A 17067-nucleotide genomic window follows, 5' to 3' on the forward strand; every position below is an offset into this window, starting at 1 on the left:
AATGTGCCAACCAGGGTTGGTGCTTTGGTAGGTGCCAACCTTGGTTGGCACATCACAGCGGTGCGGACCAAGGTCCGCACCCACCCGGGAGGCGTTACAGCTTCGCGCGCTGTTCGCGCAGGCCGGCCAGCTGGTTGTTCCAGTCGACCAGGCGCACGCGTTCCTGCTCGATCACCGCCGGCGGAACCTTGTCGGAGAACTTGGCCAGCTTGGTCTCGCTCTTCTCCTGTTCGCCTTCCACGCGCTTGATCTCCTTGTCCAGGCGCGCGCGCTCGGCATCGAGATCAACCAGGCCTTCCAGCGGCACCAGCAGCTTCAGCTCACCGACGATCGCGGCGGCGGCCGGCGGCGCACTCTGTGCATCGGCCAGCCACTGGATGCTGTCCAGCTTCAGCAGGAACGACAGCGAGGCACTGAAGCGCTCGATGCGCGCGCGATCCTGGCTCTGCCCGGCATGTTCCTGGCCGGCCAGCAGGCGCAGCGGCACCAGCCTGGACGGGGCGACGTTCAGCTCGCTGCGCACGCGGCGCACCGCACTGATCGCCGCCTTCAACCATTCCACGTCGGCCTCGGCCTGGGTGAAATCGCCCTCGAATTCGGCGGCGGTCGGGTACGGCCGCAGCGACAGCGTGGTTTCGGCCAGGCCCAGGCGCGGTGCCAGCTGCTGCCACAGCTGTTCGGTGATGAACGGAGTAAGCGGGTGCAGCAGGCGCAGCAGCGCTTCCAGCACGTACAGCAGGGTGTGGCGGGTGCTGTCGGCGTCGGCGGCATCGGCGCCGTTCAATGCCGGCTTGCTCAGCTCCAGGAACCAGTCGCAGAACGCGTTCCACGCGAACTCGTACAGGCACTGCGCCAGCAGGTCGAAGCGATAGGCGGCGAAATGGCCCTGCGCCTCGGCGGTGGTAGCGGCCAGGCGCGAGAGGATCCAGCGCTCGGCATCGGTCCGCGGCGTCGGCGCACCGGTGAACGCTGCACCTTCGGTGTTCATCAGGGTGAAGCGGCTGGCATTCCACAGCTTGTTGCAGAAATTCTTGTAGCCCTCGGCGCGGTTCATGTCGAACTTGATGTCGCGGCCATGGGTGGCCAGCGCGGCGATGGTGAAACGCAGCGCATCGGCACCATGGGCGGCGATGCCGTCCGGGAACTCCTTGCGCGTGGCCTTCTCGATCTTCTCGACCATGCGCGGCTGCATCAGCCCGCCGGTGCGCTTGGCCACCAGGTCATCGATGGTGATGCCGTCGATGATGTCCAGCGGGTCGAGCACGTTGCCCTTGCTCTTGGACATCTTCTGGCCCTGGCCGTCGCGGATCAGGCCGGTGAAGTAGACGTCCTTGAACGGGATCTTCCCGGTCAGGTTGTCGGTGGCCATGATCATGCGCGCCACCCAGAAGAAGATGATGTCGAAGCCGGTGATGAGCACCGACGACGGCAGGTAGCGGTCGAAACCGCGCTCGGCCATCGCTTGCTCGTTCGGCCAGCCCAGGGTGGAGAACGGCCACAGCTGCGAGGAGAACCAGGTCTCAAGCACGTCGCTTTCCTGGCTCAGCACGACGTCGCTGCCGAGATTGTTTTTCGCCCGCACTTCGTCTTCGCTGCGGCCCACGTAGCAGCTGCCGGTGGCGGCGTCGAACCACGCCGGAATGCGGTGGCCCCACCACAGCTGGCGGCTGATGCACCAATCCTGGATGTTGGTCATCCAGTGGCGGTAGGTGTTGATCCAGTTCGGCGGCACGAAGGAGATGCTGCCCGGCTTTCCATCGGTACCTTCGACCAGCTCCAGGCCACGCTTGGCCAGTTCGTCCATCTTCACGAACCACTGGTCGGTCAGGTACGGCTCGATCACCTGGCCGGTACGGTCGCCGCGCGGCACCTGCAGCTTGTGTGCCTTGGTCTCGACCAGGATGCCCAGGTCTTCCAGTTCAGCCAGCACGGCCTTGCGCGCGTCGTAACGGTCCAGCCCCTGGAAACGTTCCGGCGCGTTGTCGTTGATCGCGGCCACCGGCGTGAACAGGTTGATCATCGGCAGGCTGTGGCGCACGCCCACCTGGTAATCGTTGAAGTCATGCGCCGGGGTGACCTTGACCACGCCGGTACCGAACGCACGGTCCACGTAGTCATCAGCGATCACCGGCACGCGGCGGCCGGTCAGCGGCAGCACCACGCTCTTGCCGATCAGGTGCAGGTAACGCTCGTCTTCCGGATGCACCATCACCGCGGTGTCGCCCAGCAGGGTTTCCGGGCGGGTGGTGGCGACCACCAGGTAATCGCGGGTTTCGCGCAGGGTTTCGACGCCGTCGGCATCGCGCTCGACGTGCTCGTAGCTCAGGCCTTCATCCAGCTGGTAGGCGATCGACCACAGGAAGCCATCTTCCTCGGCGCTCTCCACTTCCAGGTCCGAGATCGCCGTCTTCAGCACCGGATCCCAGTTGACCAGGCGCTGGCCGCGGTAGATCAGGCCCTGTTCGTGCCAGCGCACGAAGGCTTCGATCACCGCTTCGGACGGCTGCGGGTCCATGGTGAAGGTGCTGCGCGACCAGTCGGCCGAGGTGCCCAGGCGGCGCATCTGCCGTTCGATGATGTCACCGGACTGCTGCTTCCACTCCCACACCTTGCCGATGAAGCCCTCGCGGCCCAGCGAATCGCGGGTCTCGCCGTTGCCTTCCAGCGCAAGGTTGCGGCTGACCACCATCTCGGTGGCGATGCCGGCGTGGTCGGTACCGACCTGCCACAACGTGTCGTAGCCGCGCATGCGGTGGTAGCGCACCAGCGCATCCATCAGGGTCTGCTGGAAGGCATGGCCCATGTGCAGGGTGCCGGTCACGTTCGGCGGCGGCAGCAGGATGGTGTACGGCTCGCCCTTGCCGGACGGCTTGAAATGGCCGGCCTTCTCCCAGGCCTCGTAGAGGTCGGTCTCGAAGGACTTCGGGTCGTAGCTGGAGGCGAGTTGGGTCATGCGGGGGAACCAGTCATCAAGGCGGGAAGGGAGATCAGCGCGACCCGAGGGTGCGCCGGATCTTCTGGTCGGTGTGGTACTGGCTGACCGAATAGGCAGCCCAGATCGCGGCGGGCAGCCAGCCGATCAGGGTGATCTGCAGGATCAGGCAGACGATGCCGGCAAACGGCCGGCCGATGGTGAAAAAGGACAGCCAGGGAAGAATCAGGGCGATCAGCAGGCGCATCAAGGGGTCCTCGCAGGGCTTACATGTCGTGCTTGTTCAGGTCGTAGCCGGCGGTCTTGTACTGGCGCCAGCGCTCGCGCAGTGGTTCGCGCGCTTCCGGATCGGCCGGGACCACTTCCAGCACGCGCTCGCACTGGCCCAGCCAGGGTTCGTCGCGCAGGTTGATCACCAGCGGCCGCACGGGGGCCTCGCCACCGGGCGGGGCGATCAGTACCAGGGCTTCTTCCTCGTCCACGTCCTCACCCACGATCTGGTGCGGAATGTAGGCATCGTCGTCGAATGACCAGAGAAGTTCGTCAAGTTCTTCGGCCTGGGCCTGGTCGCGGGCGAGGACCAGGGTGAACAACCCGGCGTCGTTGGCCTTGCGCGCCAGCTCGCAGACCAGGCGCAACGGCTCGGTCAGGAAACGGGGCTTGGCGATCAGGTAGAAGTCGGCGCGGGGCATGGCGGCATCCAGGTGAGGCAGGTGCCGATCCATGCCGGGTGGCGGCTGGACCGGCGAGGCCCCGGCCGGCGGTTGCCGGCCAGGGTCAGGTACAGCGTCAGGCGCGGGCGACCTGGTCCAGCAACCACTGGCTCAGCAGGCCGACCGGACGGCCGGTGGCCATGCCACGCTTGCCTTCATCGCTGGCCACGCCGGCGATGTCCAGATGGGCCCAGCGCTGGCCTTCGGCGAAGCGCGACAGGAAGCAGCCGGCGGTAATGGCACCGGCCCAGCGGCCGCCGATGTTGTAGACGTCGGCGAAGCTGGAATCCAGCATCGGCTGGTACTCGTCCCACAGCGGCAGGCGCCAGGCGCGGTCGAAGACCTGCTCGCCAGCGGCCAGCAGCTCGTTGGCCAGGTCGTCGTGCTTGCTCATCAGGCCTGCGGTCTGGTGGCCGAGGGCGACCATGCAGGCACCGGTCAGGGTGGCCACATCGACCAGCGCCTGCGGTTCGAAGCGCTGCGCGTAGGTCAGTGCGTCGCACAGGATCAGGCGGCCTTCGGCGTCGGTGTTGCCCACTTCGATGGTCTTGCCCGACATCGAGGTGATGACGTCGGACGGACGGTAGGCATTGCCGTCGATGGCGTTTTCCACCGCCGGGACCACCACCACAAGATTCAACGGCAGCTTGGCCTTGACCGCAGCGACGAAGGTGCCGATGACGTTGGCGCCACCGCACATGTCGTACTTCATCTCTTCGATGCCGCCCTGGGTCTTCAGGTTGACGCCACCGGTATCGAAGGTGATGCCCTTGCCGACCAGCACGTAGGGCTTGGCGGCGCCGCCATTGCTCCACTTCAGCACGACCAGGCGCGGGCGGTTGGCCGAGCCACGGGCCACGGCCAGCAGCGAGCCCATGCCCAGCGCTTCCATCTGGGTCTCGTCGAGGATCTCGGCTTCGGCACCGTCATGCTCGCCGGCGAATTTCACGCCCACTTCAGCCAGATAGGCCGGGGTGCAGTAGTTCGGCGGCAGGTTGCCCAGCTCGCGGGCGAACTCGACACCGGCGGCGATGGCCTGGCCCTGGGCCAGGGCCTGCGCGTCATCACCGGCGATGGCCAGCTGGGCCAGGCCGGCATCGTCGGCCTTCTTCTTGCCCAGGGTGGCGGTGTAGCGGTAGGCAGCGTGGTCGGCGGCGATCACTGCCTGGCGGATCGCCCAGGCCGCGTCGCGGTCCTTCACTGCCACTTCGGACAGGGTGAACAGTGCGCTGCGGGCAGCGCCGGCCTTCAGCGCGCGCACGGCATCGCCGACCGCCTTCAGGTACTGCGGCACGCCGAAGCGGGCGGCATCGCCGAGGCCGACCACCAGCACGCGCGGGGCGGTCACGCCCGGCAGGTCGTGCAGCAGGGTGGTGGCGCCGGTCTTGCCGGACAGGTCGCCGCGCTGGGCCAGGGCGGCCAGGCGGCCACCGCTTGCAGCATCCAGTGCCTGCGCGGACGCAGTCAGGGTATGGTCGGCATAGGCGCCGACGACGAGGCAGTCAACGGCGGCCGAAGCCGCAGCGAGGTGGTTCAGGGTGAATTCGAGAGCCATTGAGCAGATTCCATTGGCAAGTCCGTACAATCGCGGACCGTTTACGCCCAGACGCTAGACTGGGCGGCACCGCGAACGAACCTGAGAGTTTAAACCACCGCCCCATGTTGAAGCTCGACCGCTATCTATTGGGCGATTTCGTCCAGAGTTTCCTGGCTACCCTGATCGTCCTGCTGGTGGTCAGCGTGGGCGGCGTGCTGGTGGACATCCTCGGCAACATCGCCGACGGGCGGCTGCCGGCCAAGCTGCTGTTCTCGCAGCTGGGCCTGCAGTTCATCGTCTACATGCCGCTGATCCTGCCGCTGGCACTGATGCTGGGCCTGCTGCTGGCCATTGCCCGCCTCTACCGCGACTCGGAAATGGCGGTCATCACCGCCATCGGTGTCGGCCCCCGGCGCCTGCTCAAGCCCCTGCTGATGCTGGTGCTGCCGGTGATCGCGGTGGTCGGTGCCTGTTCGCTGTGGCTCGGCCCCTGGGCCGGGCGCACCGCCGAACAGATGGTCCAGGACGCCAACCGCAGCGTGCTGATGGCCGGCCTGGAGCCGGGCCGGTTCACCCCGCTGCCCAATGGCGGGGTGGTCTATGTCGCCTCGATCTCGCCCGATGGCAGCCAGCTGGGCCGGGTGTTCCTGCAGCGGCAGAAGGAGGATCGCCTTGAAGTGGTGTCCGCCGCCAGCGGCCGCATGTACTTCGAAGGCGCCCGCCAGCGTTTCCTCGAGCTGGATGATGGCCACCAGCTGGAAGGGCCGGCGGCTGGCGCACTGGACTACCGCCTGGCGACCTTCGCCCGCAACGACGTGGCGCTGCCCGACGGCAGTGAGGCCCGCAAGAGTGATGACCCCGAACTGATGCCGACCACCGCGCTGTTCGGTGACAAGCGCCCCGAGGCCCAGGCACAGCTGCACCGTCGCCTGGCGCCGCCGCTGATCGCACTGGCCTTTGCCCTGCTGACCGTGCCGCTGGGACGCAGTTCGCCGCGCCAGCAGCGCTATGGGCGGATGATGCTGGCCCTGATGGCCTACATGGTCGGTACCAACCTGATGTTCATCGGCAGTGGCTGGATCGCCAATGGCCAGATTCCGCCGGCGCTTGGCCTGTGGTGGCTGACCCTGCCGCTGCTGGCACTGGCGATCTGGATGTACGCGCGTGACGGCCGCATGGCCCGCCCGAAGGGAGCCCGCGCATGATGCTGCGACCGATGCGTTTCGATCTGTACCTGGGCCGGGCAGTGCTGGGTACCGTGCTGTTGACCTGGGCGGTGCTGGTGGGCCTGGACGTGCTGATGGCCTTCTCCGGTGAGTTCAAGGACATCGGCAAGAACGGCTATTCGTTGGGCCACGCTGCCGCCTGGGTGCTGTACACCGTGCCGCGCCGGGCCTACACGATGTTCCCGACCGCGGCGGTGATCGGCGCGCTGATGGGCCTGGGCCAGCTGGCCGCGACCTCGGAGCTGACGGCGCTGCGCGCGCTGGGCCTGTCGCGCAAGCGCCTGAGCGTGTCGGTGGCGATCGCCCTGTCGCTGCTGACCGGGCTGATGGTGATCAGCGCCGAGACCCTGGGGCCGTGGGGCCAGAACCGCGCCGATTCGCTGAAGATGAGTGCCAAGTGGGGCACCGACATGGCGGTGGCGCGTTACTCCGGCCTGTGGGCGCGTGAGGGTGACACCTTCCTCAACGCACAGAGTGGCGAGGAGCAGCTGGTCGGCGACAAGGGCACCCGGCTGATTCTGCGTGACGTGCGCCTGTACAAGATCGACGAAGAGGGTCGGATCGGTACGCTGACCCATGCGGCCACCGCCGAGCATGACAAGGATGGCTGGGTGTTGACCGGCGTGCGCCGTGACACCTTCGGCGAGCGCTCGGCAACGCGCCAGGAAGCGGCCCGTGAGCCGTGGAATTCCAAGCTGGATGCCGGCGCCCTGGCCACCGGCATCGCCAAGCCGCGCAACCTCAGCGTGTCCGAGCTGAGCACCAGCATCGCCTACCGCGAGCGCAACGGGCTGGATGCACGCGACTACGAGGATGTGTACTGGAGCCGCTGGTTCTATCCGTTGAATGTGCTGGCGCTGTGCCTGGCGGCGGTGCCGTTCGCGTTCGGTTCGCTGCGCAGTGGCGGCATGGGCAAGCGCTTGTTCCTGGGCATCCTGTTCGCGCTGGCGTTCTGGCTGCTGCAGCTGTTCTTCGGCCGCATGGCCGGTGCGCTCAAGTTCGACTACCGCATTGCCTATGCGCTGCCGCCGATCGTGATGCTGGCGGTGTCCGGGTTGTTGTTCCGGCGCAAATCGGGCTGATTCCGGTAGCGCCGGGCCATGCCCGGCGAAGGTGTGCGATATCCCGCGTCCGCCGGGCATGGCCCGGCGCTGCCAGGACAGGTCAGCGCTTCGGCATCCGCAGCAGCTGCGTGGCACTCGCGCGGTCGTGCCAGGTCAGCCGCTGGCGATCCACCAAGGCCCACCAGAAGCCCAATCCGCCCAGCAGCAACGACAGCGTGGCCACCGCGAAGCGCAGCCACAGCTGGCCGCGTCGCAACGGCGTGCCATCGCGTGATTCCAGCTTCAAGCGCCACGGGCGCATGCCCAGCGTCTGCCCACCGCGCCGCCAGCTGGCGGTGGCATACCACCCGGTCATGGCCCAGCACACCGCCCACAACAGCCATTGCCAGGCACTGAAAGGCGCGATGTTGTCGCGCTGCGCATGGCCGCTGAACGTATAGGCCAGGGTGAAGGCCGTGCCGGCCAGCATCCACAAGGCCAGCACCGGCAGCGCGTCATAGATCATCGCCAGCAGGCGCCACAGCAGCAGCGCGCGCGGGCGGGGCGTATCAGCGGCGACGTGGGCCGCATCGGTGGCGGGGCTCGACATGTGCCGAGCATACGCAATGCTGGCCGTGCCCGCAGTTGGCCTCGTATCCTGCGTGCATGGCCGTCACTTCCACCCCCGCCGAACGTCGTCAGCTGGTCCAGCAATTGCCCGAGCTGCGCGGCGAGGACAGCCAGCGCATCCAGCGTTTCCTCGATGCGATCTGGGCCGAGCACGGTCTGGCCCGCGCCACCCTGGACAGCTATCGCCGCGACCTTGAAGGCCTAGCGCGCTGGTGTGACGGGCGCGACGGTGGTCTGGCCGGTGTTGAACGCGCCGGTCTGTTCGATTACCTGGCCTGGCGCACCCGCCACAACTGGTCGCCGCGCAGCAACGCGCGGTTGCTGTCGGCGCTGCGCGCGTTCTTTGCCGATGCCGTGCGGCGTGGCGAACGCAGCGAGGATCCCAGCGCACTGCTGGACCCGCCGAAGCTGCCACGGCTGCTGCCCAAGGCACTGGCAGAGAGCCAGATCGACGCGCTGCTGGCGGCACCGGATATCGACAGTCCGCTCGGCCTGCGCGACCGCGCCATGCTGGAGCTGATGTATGCCGCCGGGCTGCGGGTGAGCGAGCTGGTGCTGTTGCCCGGCACGGCGGTGAACCTGCGCCAGGGCGTGCTGCGGGTGACCGGCAAGGGCAGCAAGGAACGCCTGGTGCCGCTGGGCGAGGAGTCGCAGTACTGGCTGGAACGCTACCTGCAGCAGTCGCGACCGCAGCTGGTGGGGAAGGGCAAGGTGCAGGCGCTGGCCGACGGGCAGACGCCGCTGTTCATCGAACCGGCGCTGCATGGCTTGACCCGCCAGGCGTTCTGGCACCTGGTCAAGCGCTATGCGGCGGTGGCCGGTATCGACCCGGCGCGGATCAGTCCGCATGGCCTGCGGCACAGTTTCGCCACCCACCTGCTGAACCGTGGCGCCGACCTGCGCGCGCTGCAGATGCTGCTGGGCCACAGCTCGCTGTCCACCACGCAGATCTACACGCTGGTCGCACGCGAACACCTGCAGAAACTGCACGCCCGCCATCATCCACGCGGCTGAACCCCTGCCGGGCCTGTGCGCGGCATCGCGGACCGCTCAGGATGGCTGTGTCAGAATCCGGGGTCTTCTTTCTGCTGCGGACTGCTCCATGCTCCGATTCGCCATCGCCGCCGTGTTCGGCGCGCTCAGCCTGAGTGCCTGCGCCCAGCCCGCCCCGTCCGCCGCAAAGGCCCCTGCTGCAGCGGCAGCCAAGGCCGGCCCTGCCGCCACGGCCAATGCTCCGGCCGAGCAGGCCGTGCGCAAGGCGCTGACCGAGCTCAACCCCGGCTTCCAGGTGGACTACATCGGTGCCGCGCCCTTCCCGGGCTTCCGTGAAGTGGTGGTCTCCGGCCAGCTGCTGTACGTCTCCGACGACGGCCGCTACCTGTTCCAGTCGCAGCCCTACGACACCCGCGCCAAGAGCCCGGCCAACAGCGAAGGCCTGCTGGGCTACCGTCGCGACCTGCTGGCCAAGGCCAACCATGGTGACCGCATCGTGTTCGCCGCGCCGAACGCGAAGTACACCATCAGCGTGTTCACCGACATCGAATGCGGCTACTGCCGCAAGCTGCACCAGGACATCGCCGAGCTCAACCGCAACGGCATCACCGTCGAATACCTGGCCTTCCCGCGCATGGGGCTGGGCAGCAAGGATTACACCGACATGATCTCGGTCTGGTGCGCGGCCGATCGCCGCCAGGCGCTGACCAATGCCAAGCGTGGTGGCACGGTGGCAGCGAAGAACTGCACCAACCCGGTGGCGATGCAGTACGCCCTGGGCCAGCAGTTGGGCGTGAATGGCACGCCGGCGATCTTCGCGCCCGATGGCACCCAGCTCGGCGGCTACCTGCCGCCGGCGCAGTTGCGTGCTGCGCTGGAGAAGCTGTCGGCCAAGCGCTGATTGAAACGCCGCCGGGCATGGCCCGGCGCTACCGTGGATGGGCGGGTAGCGACGGGCCATGCCCGGCGGATGCATCAGACAGAAAGCCGGGGACGCAGTGCGGCCCCGGCTCTTTTTTTTACTTCAACCCATCACTGACCGCCTTGGTCAGCGTGCCCTGCGCATCGTCGCCGCTGAACTCCCAGACGAACGCACCGCCCAGTCCCTGAGTCTTCACGTAGCCCATCTTGCGGGTGATGTTGGCCGGGGTATCGAAGCTCCACAGTGTGCTGCCGTTGTAGATCCAGGTGGCACCGGCGGTGTTGTCGGTGTAGCTCGGCCACGCCAGGTTCTTCAGCACCTTCCAGTCTTCAATGCCAGCCTCGTAGGTACCCGGTGCCGCACCGGTGGCGCTCTGGTACAGGCCGTTGTTGGCGTTGGTCACCCCGGTCCAGCCGCGCCCGTAGTAACCGATGCCCAGGTTGAGCTTGGCGGCGGGAACACCACGGCTGATGAAGGCCTCGATGGCGTCGTTGCTGTTGTACAGCTTCTGGTCGCCGGTGGACGGATCATTCGGCGAATCGAACAGCGCCGACTGGTGATTGGTCTTCGCATCCCACGCGCCGTGGAAGTCGTAGGTCATCACGTTGATGTAGTCCAGGTACGGGTGGTACGCGGCCGGATCGGTGACGCGGATCTTGTCGATGCCGGCGCCGACCGCCACCGTCAGCAGCAGGCCCGGGCGCACCGCATCGAGCTGGCGGCGGAATTCGGCCATCAGCGCGGTGAAGTTGGCGTTGTCCTCGGGCGTGCCGCAGGCGATACCGCAGGCCACCGGGTATTCCCAGTCGATGTCGATGCCATCGAACACCCCCAGCGCCGCACCGGGGCCACCGGCACCATCGGTCACCGGCAGATTGCCCTTGATGTAGGCGTCGATGCACGAAGCGACGAAGGCCTGGCGGTTGGCCGGTTGCGCCGCGCTGGAGAAGCCGCGCGACCAGGTCCAGCCACCCAGCGAGATCAGCACCTTCATGCCCGGGTACTTGGCCTTGAGCTGCTTGAGCTGGTTCCAGTTGCCGCGCAGCGGCTGGTCCCAGGTATCGGCGCTGCCGCTCACGCTTTCGCCGGCACCGAAGGCCTTGGTGTAGTCGGCGAAGGCATCGCCACCGGCTCCGCTGTTCGGATCCGACGCCTGGGTGACGCCCACTTCGCAGCGGTTGTTGCGCACGTTGCCGAAGGCGTAATTGATGTGGGTCAGGCGCGCGGCCGAACCGCTGCTGTCGATGTTCTTGACCCGGTAGTTGCGGCCGTAGATGCCCCACTGGGTGAAGTAACCGATGACCCGCTTGCCGGTGGTGCCACCGTCGCCGGCCAGGGTGCTGGCGGTCACTGCCGTGCCCTGTGCCGACGCATTGCCGGCGTTGTCGCGGGCACGCACGCGATAGCTGTAGCTGGTGGACGCAGTCAGGCCGCCATCGACATAGCTGGCGCTGGACGGCGAGCCGACCAGGCTGCCATTGCGGTACACGTCGTAGCCGGCCACGCCGCTGCCACCGGTGTTGTCGGTGGAGGGGCTCCAGCTCAGGGCGATGCTGTTGGCGGTGCGGGTGCCCACGGCCAGGCCGCCGGGCACGCTGGGCGCGGTGGTATCGCCACTGGCCGCGTTGACGGTGATGGTGATGGTCGCGGTGCTGGCGGTGGCGTTGTTGTTGTCGGTGGCGACCGCGCGCAGGGTGTGGCTGCCGGCGCTGGCGTTGGCCCAGCTGGCGCTGTACGGCGCGCTGGTGTCGATGCCCAGCGAATTGCCATCGCGGAAGAACTCGACCTTGCTGACGCTGCCGTCCGCATCACTGGCGTTGGCGGTCACGTTGACCGTGCTGCCGGCGCTGAAGGTGGCGCCGTTGGCCGGCGAGGTCAGGCTGACCACCGGCGGCTGGTTGGCCCCGCCGCCGTCGCAGGCGCCGAGGTTGGTGTAGTAGGGCGCCCCGGCCGGATGGTCTGGCGGCGCATTCCAGATGTCCTGGTTCGCCCGGTAGAGGACCCCTCCCTTCTGCAGGGTGTCGCCACTGCGGTAGATCTTGGCCTGGTCCCATTCGGCCACGCCGGCACAACTGGCGGCCTGGGCCAGGCCGGGCAGGGCGACCGCCCCGGCCAGGGCCAGCAACCAGGCCAGACGGCGCGGGCGACAGCGATGAAGGGAAGGGTGGGCACTGCGTACATCGGCACTCTGCACAAGCGGGTCGTACATGGTGTGTCTCCGATCGATGGTTGGCGCGCGGGCCAAGACGGCGCCGCACGTAACGCAGGGTCCGGACGTCGCCCGGGAAGGCGACGGAGGGGGCGGACGGAGGTACCTGGTGGCCGGGGAGAGAGTCCGGCGCCAGGTGGGGACAACGTTGTCATCAATTGCGTGGTCAATCCGTGAGCGAGTGCATGGTTCGGGGATTTGGCGGAGAGTGGCGCTGGCGCGCGGTCGGCAGCCATCGGCGGAGCCCCCTCGTGGCTGGGGTTGGTCGTTTACAGCGGATTTCTGGGGGTGGGCCGGGCGGGTGGGTTGCGCAGGGGACGCCGTGAATACGTCCCTGTAGGCTCGGGCGCGCCATCCATGGCGCTTACGCCCCTGCGCAACCCACCCGCCCGGCCACGGACAATTTCCTGCGGGCGCCAGCCACGAAAGACAGAACAGAAAATCAAGATCAAACGCCGATCGCTTCGCTCTCAGGCGTTTGATTTCCGCATTTCCCTGGTGGCCGGCCAGCGGCCGGCACGACCGGGAGCATCCACGCATGGCGTGGATCTACCGTGTCGACCAAGGTCGACACCTACCAACAGCAGCAGGGAACTGTCGAAGGCGGGGTGGGTCCGGTTGCGGGGGTGTCCGCGGCATGGATGCCGCGGCCAAGCCCCCAGGGATGGGTTTACGGCGTCCCCCGCAACCGGACCCACCCCGCCATCCCACGGAATGCCAGCTTCTGCTGTTGCTGTTGAGGGTGCCGGCCAGCGGCCGGCACTACCGCTTCGGCGGGTGCCGGGCGCCGCCCGGCCGAAGCCTATCCCCGCTTCCGGTACAATGTCGGGCCCGTTTCCCAACTACGGTTCCCCGGACATGATGGTCCTCGAGGGCGCGCCCGCCCTGTCGCCGTTCCGCCGCGAACGTCTTGAATCCCGCCTGCAGTCCATCGCTCCCTCCCTGCGCATCAGCGGTGCCTGGCACGTCTACTTCGTGCAGGCCGAGGGCACTGCCGCCCCCGACGTCGATACCCTGTGCCGCATCCTGGAAGCCCGCCCGCAGTCCGAGGCGGTTGCTGACGGTGCGGTCAGCCGCATCGTGGTGCCGCGCCTGGGCACGCTGTCGCCGTGGTCGAGCAAGGCCAGCGAGCTGGTCCGCGGTGCCGGCCAGCCGGTGAGCCGGGTCGAGCGTGGCCTGCGCATCGACGTGCAGGGCTGGCCGACAGACGCTGCCGCCCAGCAGGCGCTGGTCAAGGTGCTGCACGACCCGATGACGCAGTCGGTGCTGGAGCGCGTCGATCAGGGCCAGTCCCTGTTCTCGACCCCGGCCCGTGGCGAGCTGGAGCGCGTGCCGGTGGACCAGCTGGAGGCCGCCAACCAGCGCCTCGGCCTGGCCATGGCGCAGGACGAGATCGACTACCTGCGCGAGCGCTTCACCGCGCTGGGCCGCTCGCCGTCGGACGTGGAACTGATGATGTTCGCGCAGGCCAATTCCGAGCACTGCCGGCACAAGATCTTCAACGCCAGCTGGACCATCGACGGCCAGGAGCAGGACCGCTCGCTGTTCCGGATGATCAAGAACACCCACCAGCAGACCCCGCAGCACACGCTCAGCGCGTACAGCGACAACGCAGCGGTGATCGAAGGCCATCCGGCCTCGCGCTATCGCCCGGACCCGGCCAGCGGCGAGTACCGCCGCGAACCGCAGGTGCCCAGCGCGTTCCAGATCAAGGTGGAAACGCACAATCACCCGACCGCGATCGCGCCGTTCCCGGGCGCGTCGACCGGCGCTGGTGGTGAAATCCGCGACGAAGGTGCGACTGGTCGTGGCGGCAAGCCGAAGGCCGGCCTGAGCGGATTCTCGGTCTCGCACCTGCGCATTCCCGAGCTGCCGCAGCCGTGGGAAGCGCCGCGTGCGCTGAACCCGCGCATGGCCCCGGCGCTGGAGATCATGACCGACGGCCCGCTCGGCGGCGCCGCGTTCAACAACGAATTCGGCCGCCCGGCGCTGCTCGGCTACTTCCGCAGTTTCGAACTGCCGGAAGGCGCCGACCTGGTGCGCGCCTACGACAAGCCGATCATGCTGGCCGGTGGCCTCGGCGCCATCGATCGCGTGCAGGTCGACAAGATCCTGCTGCAGGACGGCGATGCCGTGATCGTGCTCGGCGGCCCGGCGATGCTGATCGGCCTCGGCGGCGGTGCCGCCAGTTCGGTCGCTTCCGGTGAGAGCGCCGAGGACCTGGACTTCGCCAGCGTGCAGCGCGACAACCCGGAAATGGAGCGTCGCTGCCAGGAGGTCATCGACCGCTGCGTGGCGATGGGCGCTGACAATCCGATCAAGTTCTTCCATGACGTCGGTGCCGGTGGCCTGTCCAACGCCATTCCCGAACTGCTGCACGATTCCGGCGTGGGCGGCATCATCGACCTGGGCAAGGTGCCCACCGACGATCCGTCGCTGTCGCCGATGCAGCTGTGGTGCAACGAGTCGCAGGAGCGCTACGTGCTCGGCGTGGCGCAGGAGCGCCTGGCCGAATTCGCCGCGCTGTGCGCTCGTGAGCGCTGCCCGTTCGCTGCGGTCGGTGTCGCCACCGCAGCCGAACACCTGGTGGTGGCCTATGGTGCCGTGCCGGGCAACATCCCGGCCGACGCGCCCATCGACCTGCCGATGGACGTACTGTTCGGCAAGCCGCCGAAGATGCACCGCGATACCGCGCACCCGCCGGCACCGCGCTGGCCGGCATTGAAGACCGGTGGCCTGGATCTGCAGGAAGCCGGTCTGCGCGTGCTCGCACACCCGACCGTGGCCTCCAAGAACTTCCTGGTCACCATCGGCGACCGCAGCGTGGGCGGCCTGACCGCGCGCGAGCAGATGGTCGGCCCGTGGCAGCTGCCGGTGGCCGACGTGGCGATCACCCTGGCCGATTTCGACGGCGTGGCCGGCGAGGCGATGGCACTGGGCGAACGCACGCCGCTGGCGCTGCTGGACGCGGCGGCCTCGGCCCGCATGGCCGTTGGCGAAGCACTGACCAACCTGTGCGCGGCCCCGGTCGATGCGCTGGATGAAGTCAAGTTGTCGGCGAACTGGATGGCTGCTGCCGGCCACCCGGGCGAAGACGCGCTGCTGTACGACGCGGTGAAGGCGGTGGGCATGGAACTGTGCCCGCAGCTGGACATCAGCATCCCGGTGGGCAAGGACTCGCTGTCGATGCAGGCGCAGTGGCACGACCAGGGGCAGGCGCACAAGAGCGTGTCGCCGGTGTCGCTGGTCATCACCGCGTTCGCGCCGGTGTCCGATGCGCGCCAGCAGTTGACCCCGCTGCTGGACCGCGATATCGACAGCGAGCTGTGGTTGATTGGCCTCGGTGCCGGCAAGCAGCGCCTGGGCGGTTCGATCCTGGCCCAGGTGCATGCCGACCACGGCGACCTGCCGGCCTTCGCCGGTGCCGCCCCGGACCTGGACGACCCGCAGCGCCTGCGTGGCTTCTTCGAGCTGATCCGCGATGCACGCCAGGCCGGCCTGCTGCGCGCGTACCACGACCGCAGCGACGGTGGTGCGTTCGCCGCGCTGTGCGAAATGGCCTTCACCTCGCGCCTGGGCCTGGACATCACCCTCGATGCCTGGGGCGATGACCCGTTCCGCAGCCTCTTCAATGAAGAGCTGGGCGCCGTTGTGCAGATCGCCCGCGAAGACCGCGCCGCGTTCGCCGACCTGGTCGAGCGCCATGCGCTGACCGAGTGCGCACAGCGCATCGCCAAGCCGACCACTGCGCCGGTGGTGCGGGTGTCGCTGGGTGGTGATTCGCTGGCCGAATGGCGCTGGGAAGCGCTGTTCGATGCCTGGTGGTCGGTCACCCACGCCATGCAGAAGCGCCGCGACAATCCGGCCAACGCCGATGCCGAGCGCGAGATCGCCCGCGCCTTTACCGCGCCGGGCCTGAAGCCGAAGTTGAGCTTCGATCCCAATGAGGATGTTGCCGCACCGTTCGTGCAGACCGGGGCGCGTCCGCGCGTTGCGATCCTGCGCGAACAGGGCGTCAACGGCCAGATCGAAATGGCCAACGCCTTCGAACGTGCCGGCTTCCGCGCGTTCGACGTGCACATGAGCGACCTCATCGAAGGCCGCGTGGCGCTGCAGGACTTCACCGGCCTGGTTGCCTGCGGCGGCTTCAGCTACGGCGACGTGCTCGGTGCCGGCCGCGGCTGGGCGACCTCGATCCTCGAGCGTACCGCGCTGCGCGATGCCTTCGCCGCGTTCTTCGCGCGCGAGGACAGCTTCGCCCTGGGCGTGTGCAACGGCTGCCAGATGATGAGCCAGCTGAAGGACATCATCCCCGGTGCCGAACACTGGCCGCAGTTCCGCCGCAACGCCAGCGAGCAGTTCGAAGCCCGCACCGCGCTGCTGGAAGTGGTGGAGTCGCCGTCGATCCTGCTGCGTGGCATGGCCGGGTCGCGCCTGCCGGTGGCGGTGGCACATGGCGAAGGACAAGCGGTGTTCGACAACGCCGTCGACCAGGCCACAGCCCGTGTCGCACTGCGCTACATCGATGGCAACGGCAACGTCGCCAGCCAGTACCCGCTGAACCCGAACGGCTCGCCCGACGGCATCACCGGCCTGACCAGCACCGACGGCCGGGTGACCATCATGATGCCGCACCCGGAGCGCACCCCGCGCGCGCTCAACCTGAGCTGGGCCCCGTCCGAGTGGCAGGGCGATTCACCGTGGATGCGCATGTTCCGCAACGCACGGGTGTGGTGCGGTTGATCGCACGCGCATTGCGCAGCTGACGATGCCATCGCGTATGGAGAACCCGCCGGGAAACCGGCGGGTTTTTCTTTGTCCATACGGAAACTCCTGAACTGGCCATCAGTTACATGCGTTTT

11 protein-coding genes are annotated in these 17067 nt (G+C 67.9%); 5 read left to right on the plus strand and 6 right to left on the minus strand.

Annotated elements, in window-relative coordinates; genetic code table 11:
- Positions 1-94: 94 nt before the first annotated feature.
- From CLM74_RS02920 to CLM74_RS02935, 4 genes are all read right to left on the minus strand, one after another.
- Complete coding sequence (locus tag CLM74_RS02920; protein ID WP_105163414.1) at positions 95-2953, minus strand: valine--tRNA ligase; 2859 nt, start codon at positions 2951-2953, stop codon at positions 95-97.
- Positions 2954-2987: 34 nt separating this feature from the next.
- On the minus strand, positions 2988-3179 hold the full coding sequence (locus CLM74_RS02925; protein WP_025879360.1) for a YqaE/Pmp3 family membrane protein: 192 nt from the start codon (positions 3177-3179) through the stop codon (positions 2988-2990).
- A 19-nt stretch (positions 3180-3198) separates the two neighbouring features.
- Positions 3199-3624 carry a DNA polymerase III subunit chi gene (locus CLM74_RS02930; protein ID WP_025879359.1) on the minus strand — a complete coding sequence of 142 codons (426 nt, stop codon included), beginning with the start codon at positions 3622-3624 and terminating at the stop codon, positions 3199-3201.
- A gap of 97 nt (positions 3625-3721) precedes the next feature.
- Positions 3722-5200: a leucyl aminopeptidase gene (locus CLM74_RS02935; RefSeq protein ID WP_105163415.1), complete on the minus strand. Its 1479-nt coding sequence runs from the start codon at positions 5198-5200 to the stop codon at positions 3722-3724.
- Between the two features lie 104 nt (positions 5201-5304).
- Here CLM74_RS02935 and lptF point away from each other — a divergent pair, with 104 nt between their 5' ends.
- Positions 5305-6387 carry an LPS export ABC transporter permease LptF gene (gene lptF, locus CLM74_RS02940; RefSeq protein WP_032977254.1) on the plus strand — a complete coding sequence of 361 codons (1083 nt, stop codon included), beginning with the start codon at positions 5305-5307 and terminating at the stop codon, positions 6385-6387.
- Complete coding sequence (lptG, locus tag CLM74_RS02945; protein WP_025879356.1) at positions 6384-7490, plus strand: LPS export ABC transporter permease LptG; 1107 nt, start codon at positions 6384-6386, stop codon at positions 7488-7490. The genes lptF and lptG overlap by 4 nt, the downstream gene beginning before the upstream one ends.
- An 82-nt stretch (positions 7491-7572) precedes the next feature.
- On the opposite strand, the gene CLM74_RS02950 is transcribed toward lptG, so the two are convergent.
- A complete protein-coding gene (locus CLM74_RS02950) occupies positions 7573-8061 on the minus strand; it encodes an RDD family protein (RefSeq protein WP_025879355.1) in 489 nt (162 codons plus the stop codon).
- 56 nt (positions 8062-8117) lie between these two features.
- Between CLM74_RS02950 and xerD the strand changes: the two genes are divergently transcribed.
- Both xerD and CLM74_RS02960 read left to right on the plus strand, forming a co-directional pair.
- The gene (gene xerD, locus CLM74_RS02955) at positions 8118-9095 is read left to right on the plus strand and encodes a site-specific tyrosine recombinase XerD (protein WP_105163416.1); all 978 of its coding nucleotides are present in this window, start codon (positions 8118-8120) and stop codon (positions 9093-9095) included.
- Between the two features lie 88 nt (positions 9096-9183).
- Positions 9184-9975, plus strand: a complete 792-nt coding sequence (locus tag CLM74_RS02960; RefSeq protein ID WP_105163417.1) for a thioredoxin fold domain-containing protein — start codon at positions 9184-9186, stop codon at positions 9973-9975.
- 118 nt (positions 9976-10093) lie between these two features.
- On the opposite strand, the gene CLM74_RS02965 is transcribed toward CLM74_RS02960, so the two are convergent.
- On the minus strand, positions 10094-12205 hold the full coding sequence (locus CLM74_RS02965) for a glycosyl hydrolase family 18 protein (protein WP_105163418.1): 2112 nt from the start codon (positions 12203-12205) through the stop codon (positions 10094-10096).
- Between the two features lie 858 nt (positions 12206-13063).
- Between CLM74_RS02965 and purL the strand changes: the two genes are divergently transcribed.
- Positions 13064-16948 (plus strand): phosphoribosylformylglycinamidine synthase, encoded by a 3885-nt coding sequence (gene purL / locus CLM74_RS02970; protein WP_199776071.1) that lies wholly within the window; start codon positions 13064-13066, stop codon positions 16946-16948.
- The last annotated feature ends 119 nt before the right edge of the window (positions 16949-17067 follow it).

This window comes from Stenotrophomonas sp. MYb57, assembly GCF_002966815.1.
GTDB classification, from domain to species: domain Bacteria; phylum Pseudomonadota; class Gammaproteobacteria; order Xanthomonadales; family Xanthomonadaceae; genus Stenotrophomonas; species Stenotrophomonas indicatrix.

Coding starts and splice junctions, on each gene's coding strand:
- lptG (WP_025879356.1), top strand. CDS start 6,384: ATGATGCTGCGACCGATGCGTTTCGATCTGTACCTGGGCCGGGCAGTG.
- xerD (WP_105163416.1), top strand. CDS start 8,118: ATGGCCGTCACTTCCACCCCCGCCGAACGTCGTCAGCTGGTCCAGCAA.
- CLM74_RS02935 (WP_105163415.1), bottom strand. CDS start 5,200: ATGGCTCTCGAATTCACCCTGAACCACCTCGCTGCGGCTTCGGCCGCC.
- CLM74_RS02920 (WP_105163414.1), bottom strand. CDS start 2,953: ATGACCCAACTCGCCTCCAGCTACGACCCGAAGTCCTTCGAGACCGAC.
- CLM74_RS02950 (WP_025879355.1), bottom strand. CDS start 8,061: ATGTCGAGCCCCGCCACCGATGCGGCCCACGTCGCCGCTGATACGCCC.
- CLM74_RS02925 (WP_025879360.1), bottom strand. CDS start 3,179: ATGCGCCTGCTGATCGCCCTGATTCTTCCCTGGCTGTCCTTTTTCACC.
- CLM74_RS02960 (WP_105163417.1), top strand. CDS start 9,184: ATGCTCCGATTCGCCATCGCCGCCGTGTTCGGCGCGCTCAGCCTGAGT.
- lptF (WP_032977254.1), top strand. CDS start 5,305: ATGTTGAAGCTCGACCGCTATCTATTGGGCGATTTCGTCCAGAGTTTC.
- purL (WP_199776071.1), top strand. CDS start 13,064: ATGATGGTCCTCGAGGGCGCGCCCGCCCTGTCGCCGTTCCGCCGCGAA.
- CLM74_RS02965 (WP_105163418.1), bottom strand. CDS start 12,205: ATGTACGACCCGCTTGTGCAGAGTGCCGATGTACGCAGTGCCCACCCT.
- CLM74_RS02930 (WP_025879359.1), bottom strand. CDS start 3,624: ATGCCCCGCGCCGACTTCTACCTGATCGCCAAGCCCCGTTTCCTGACC.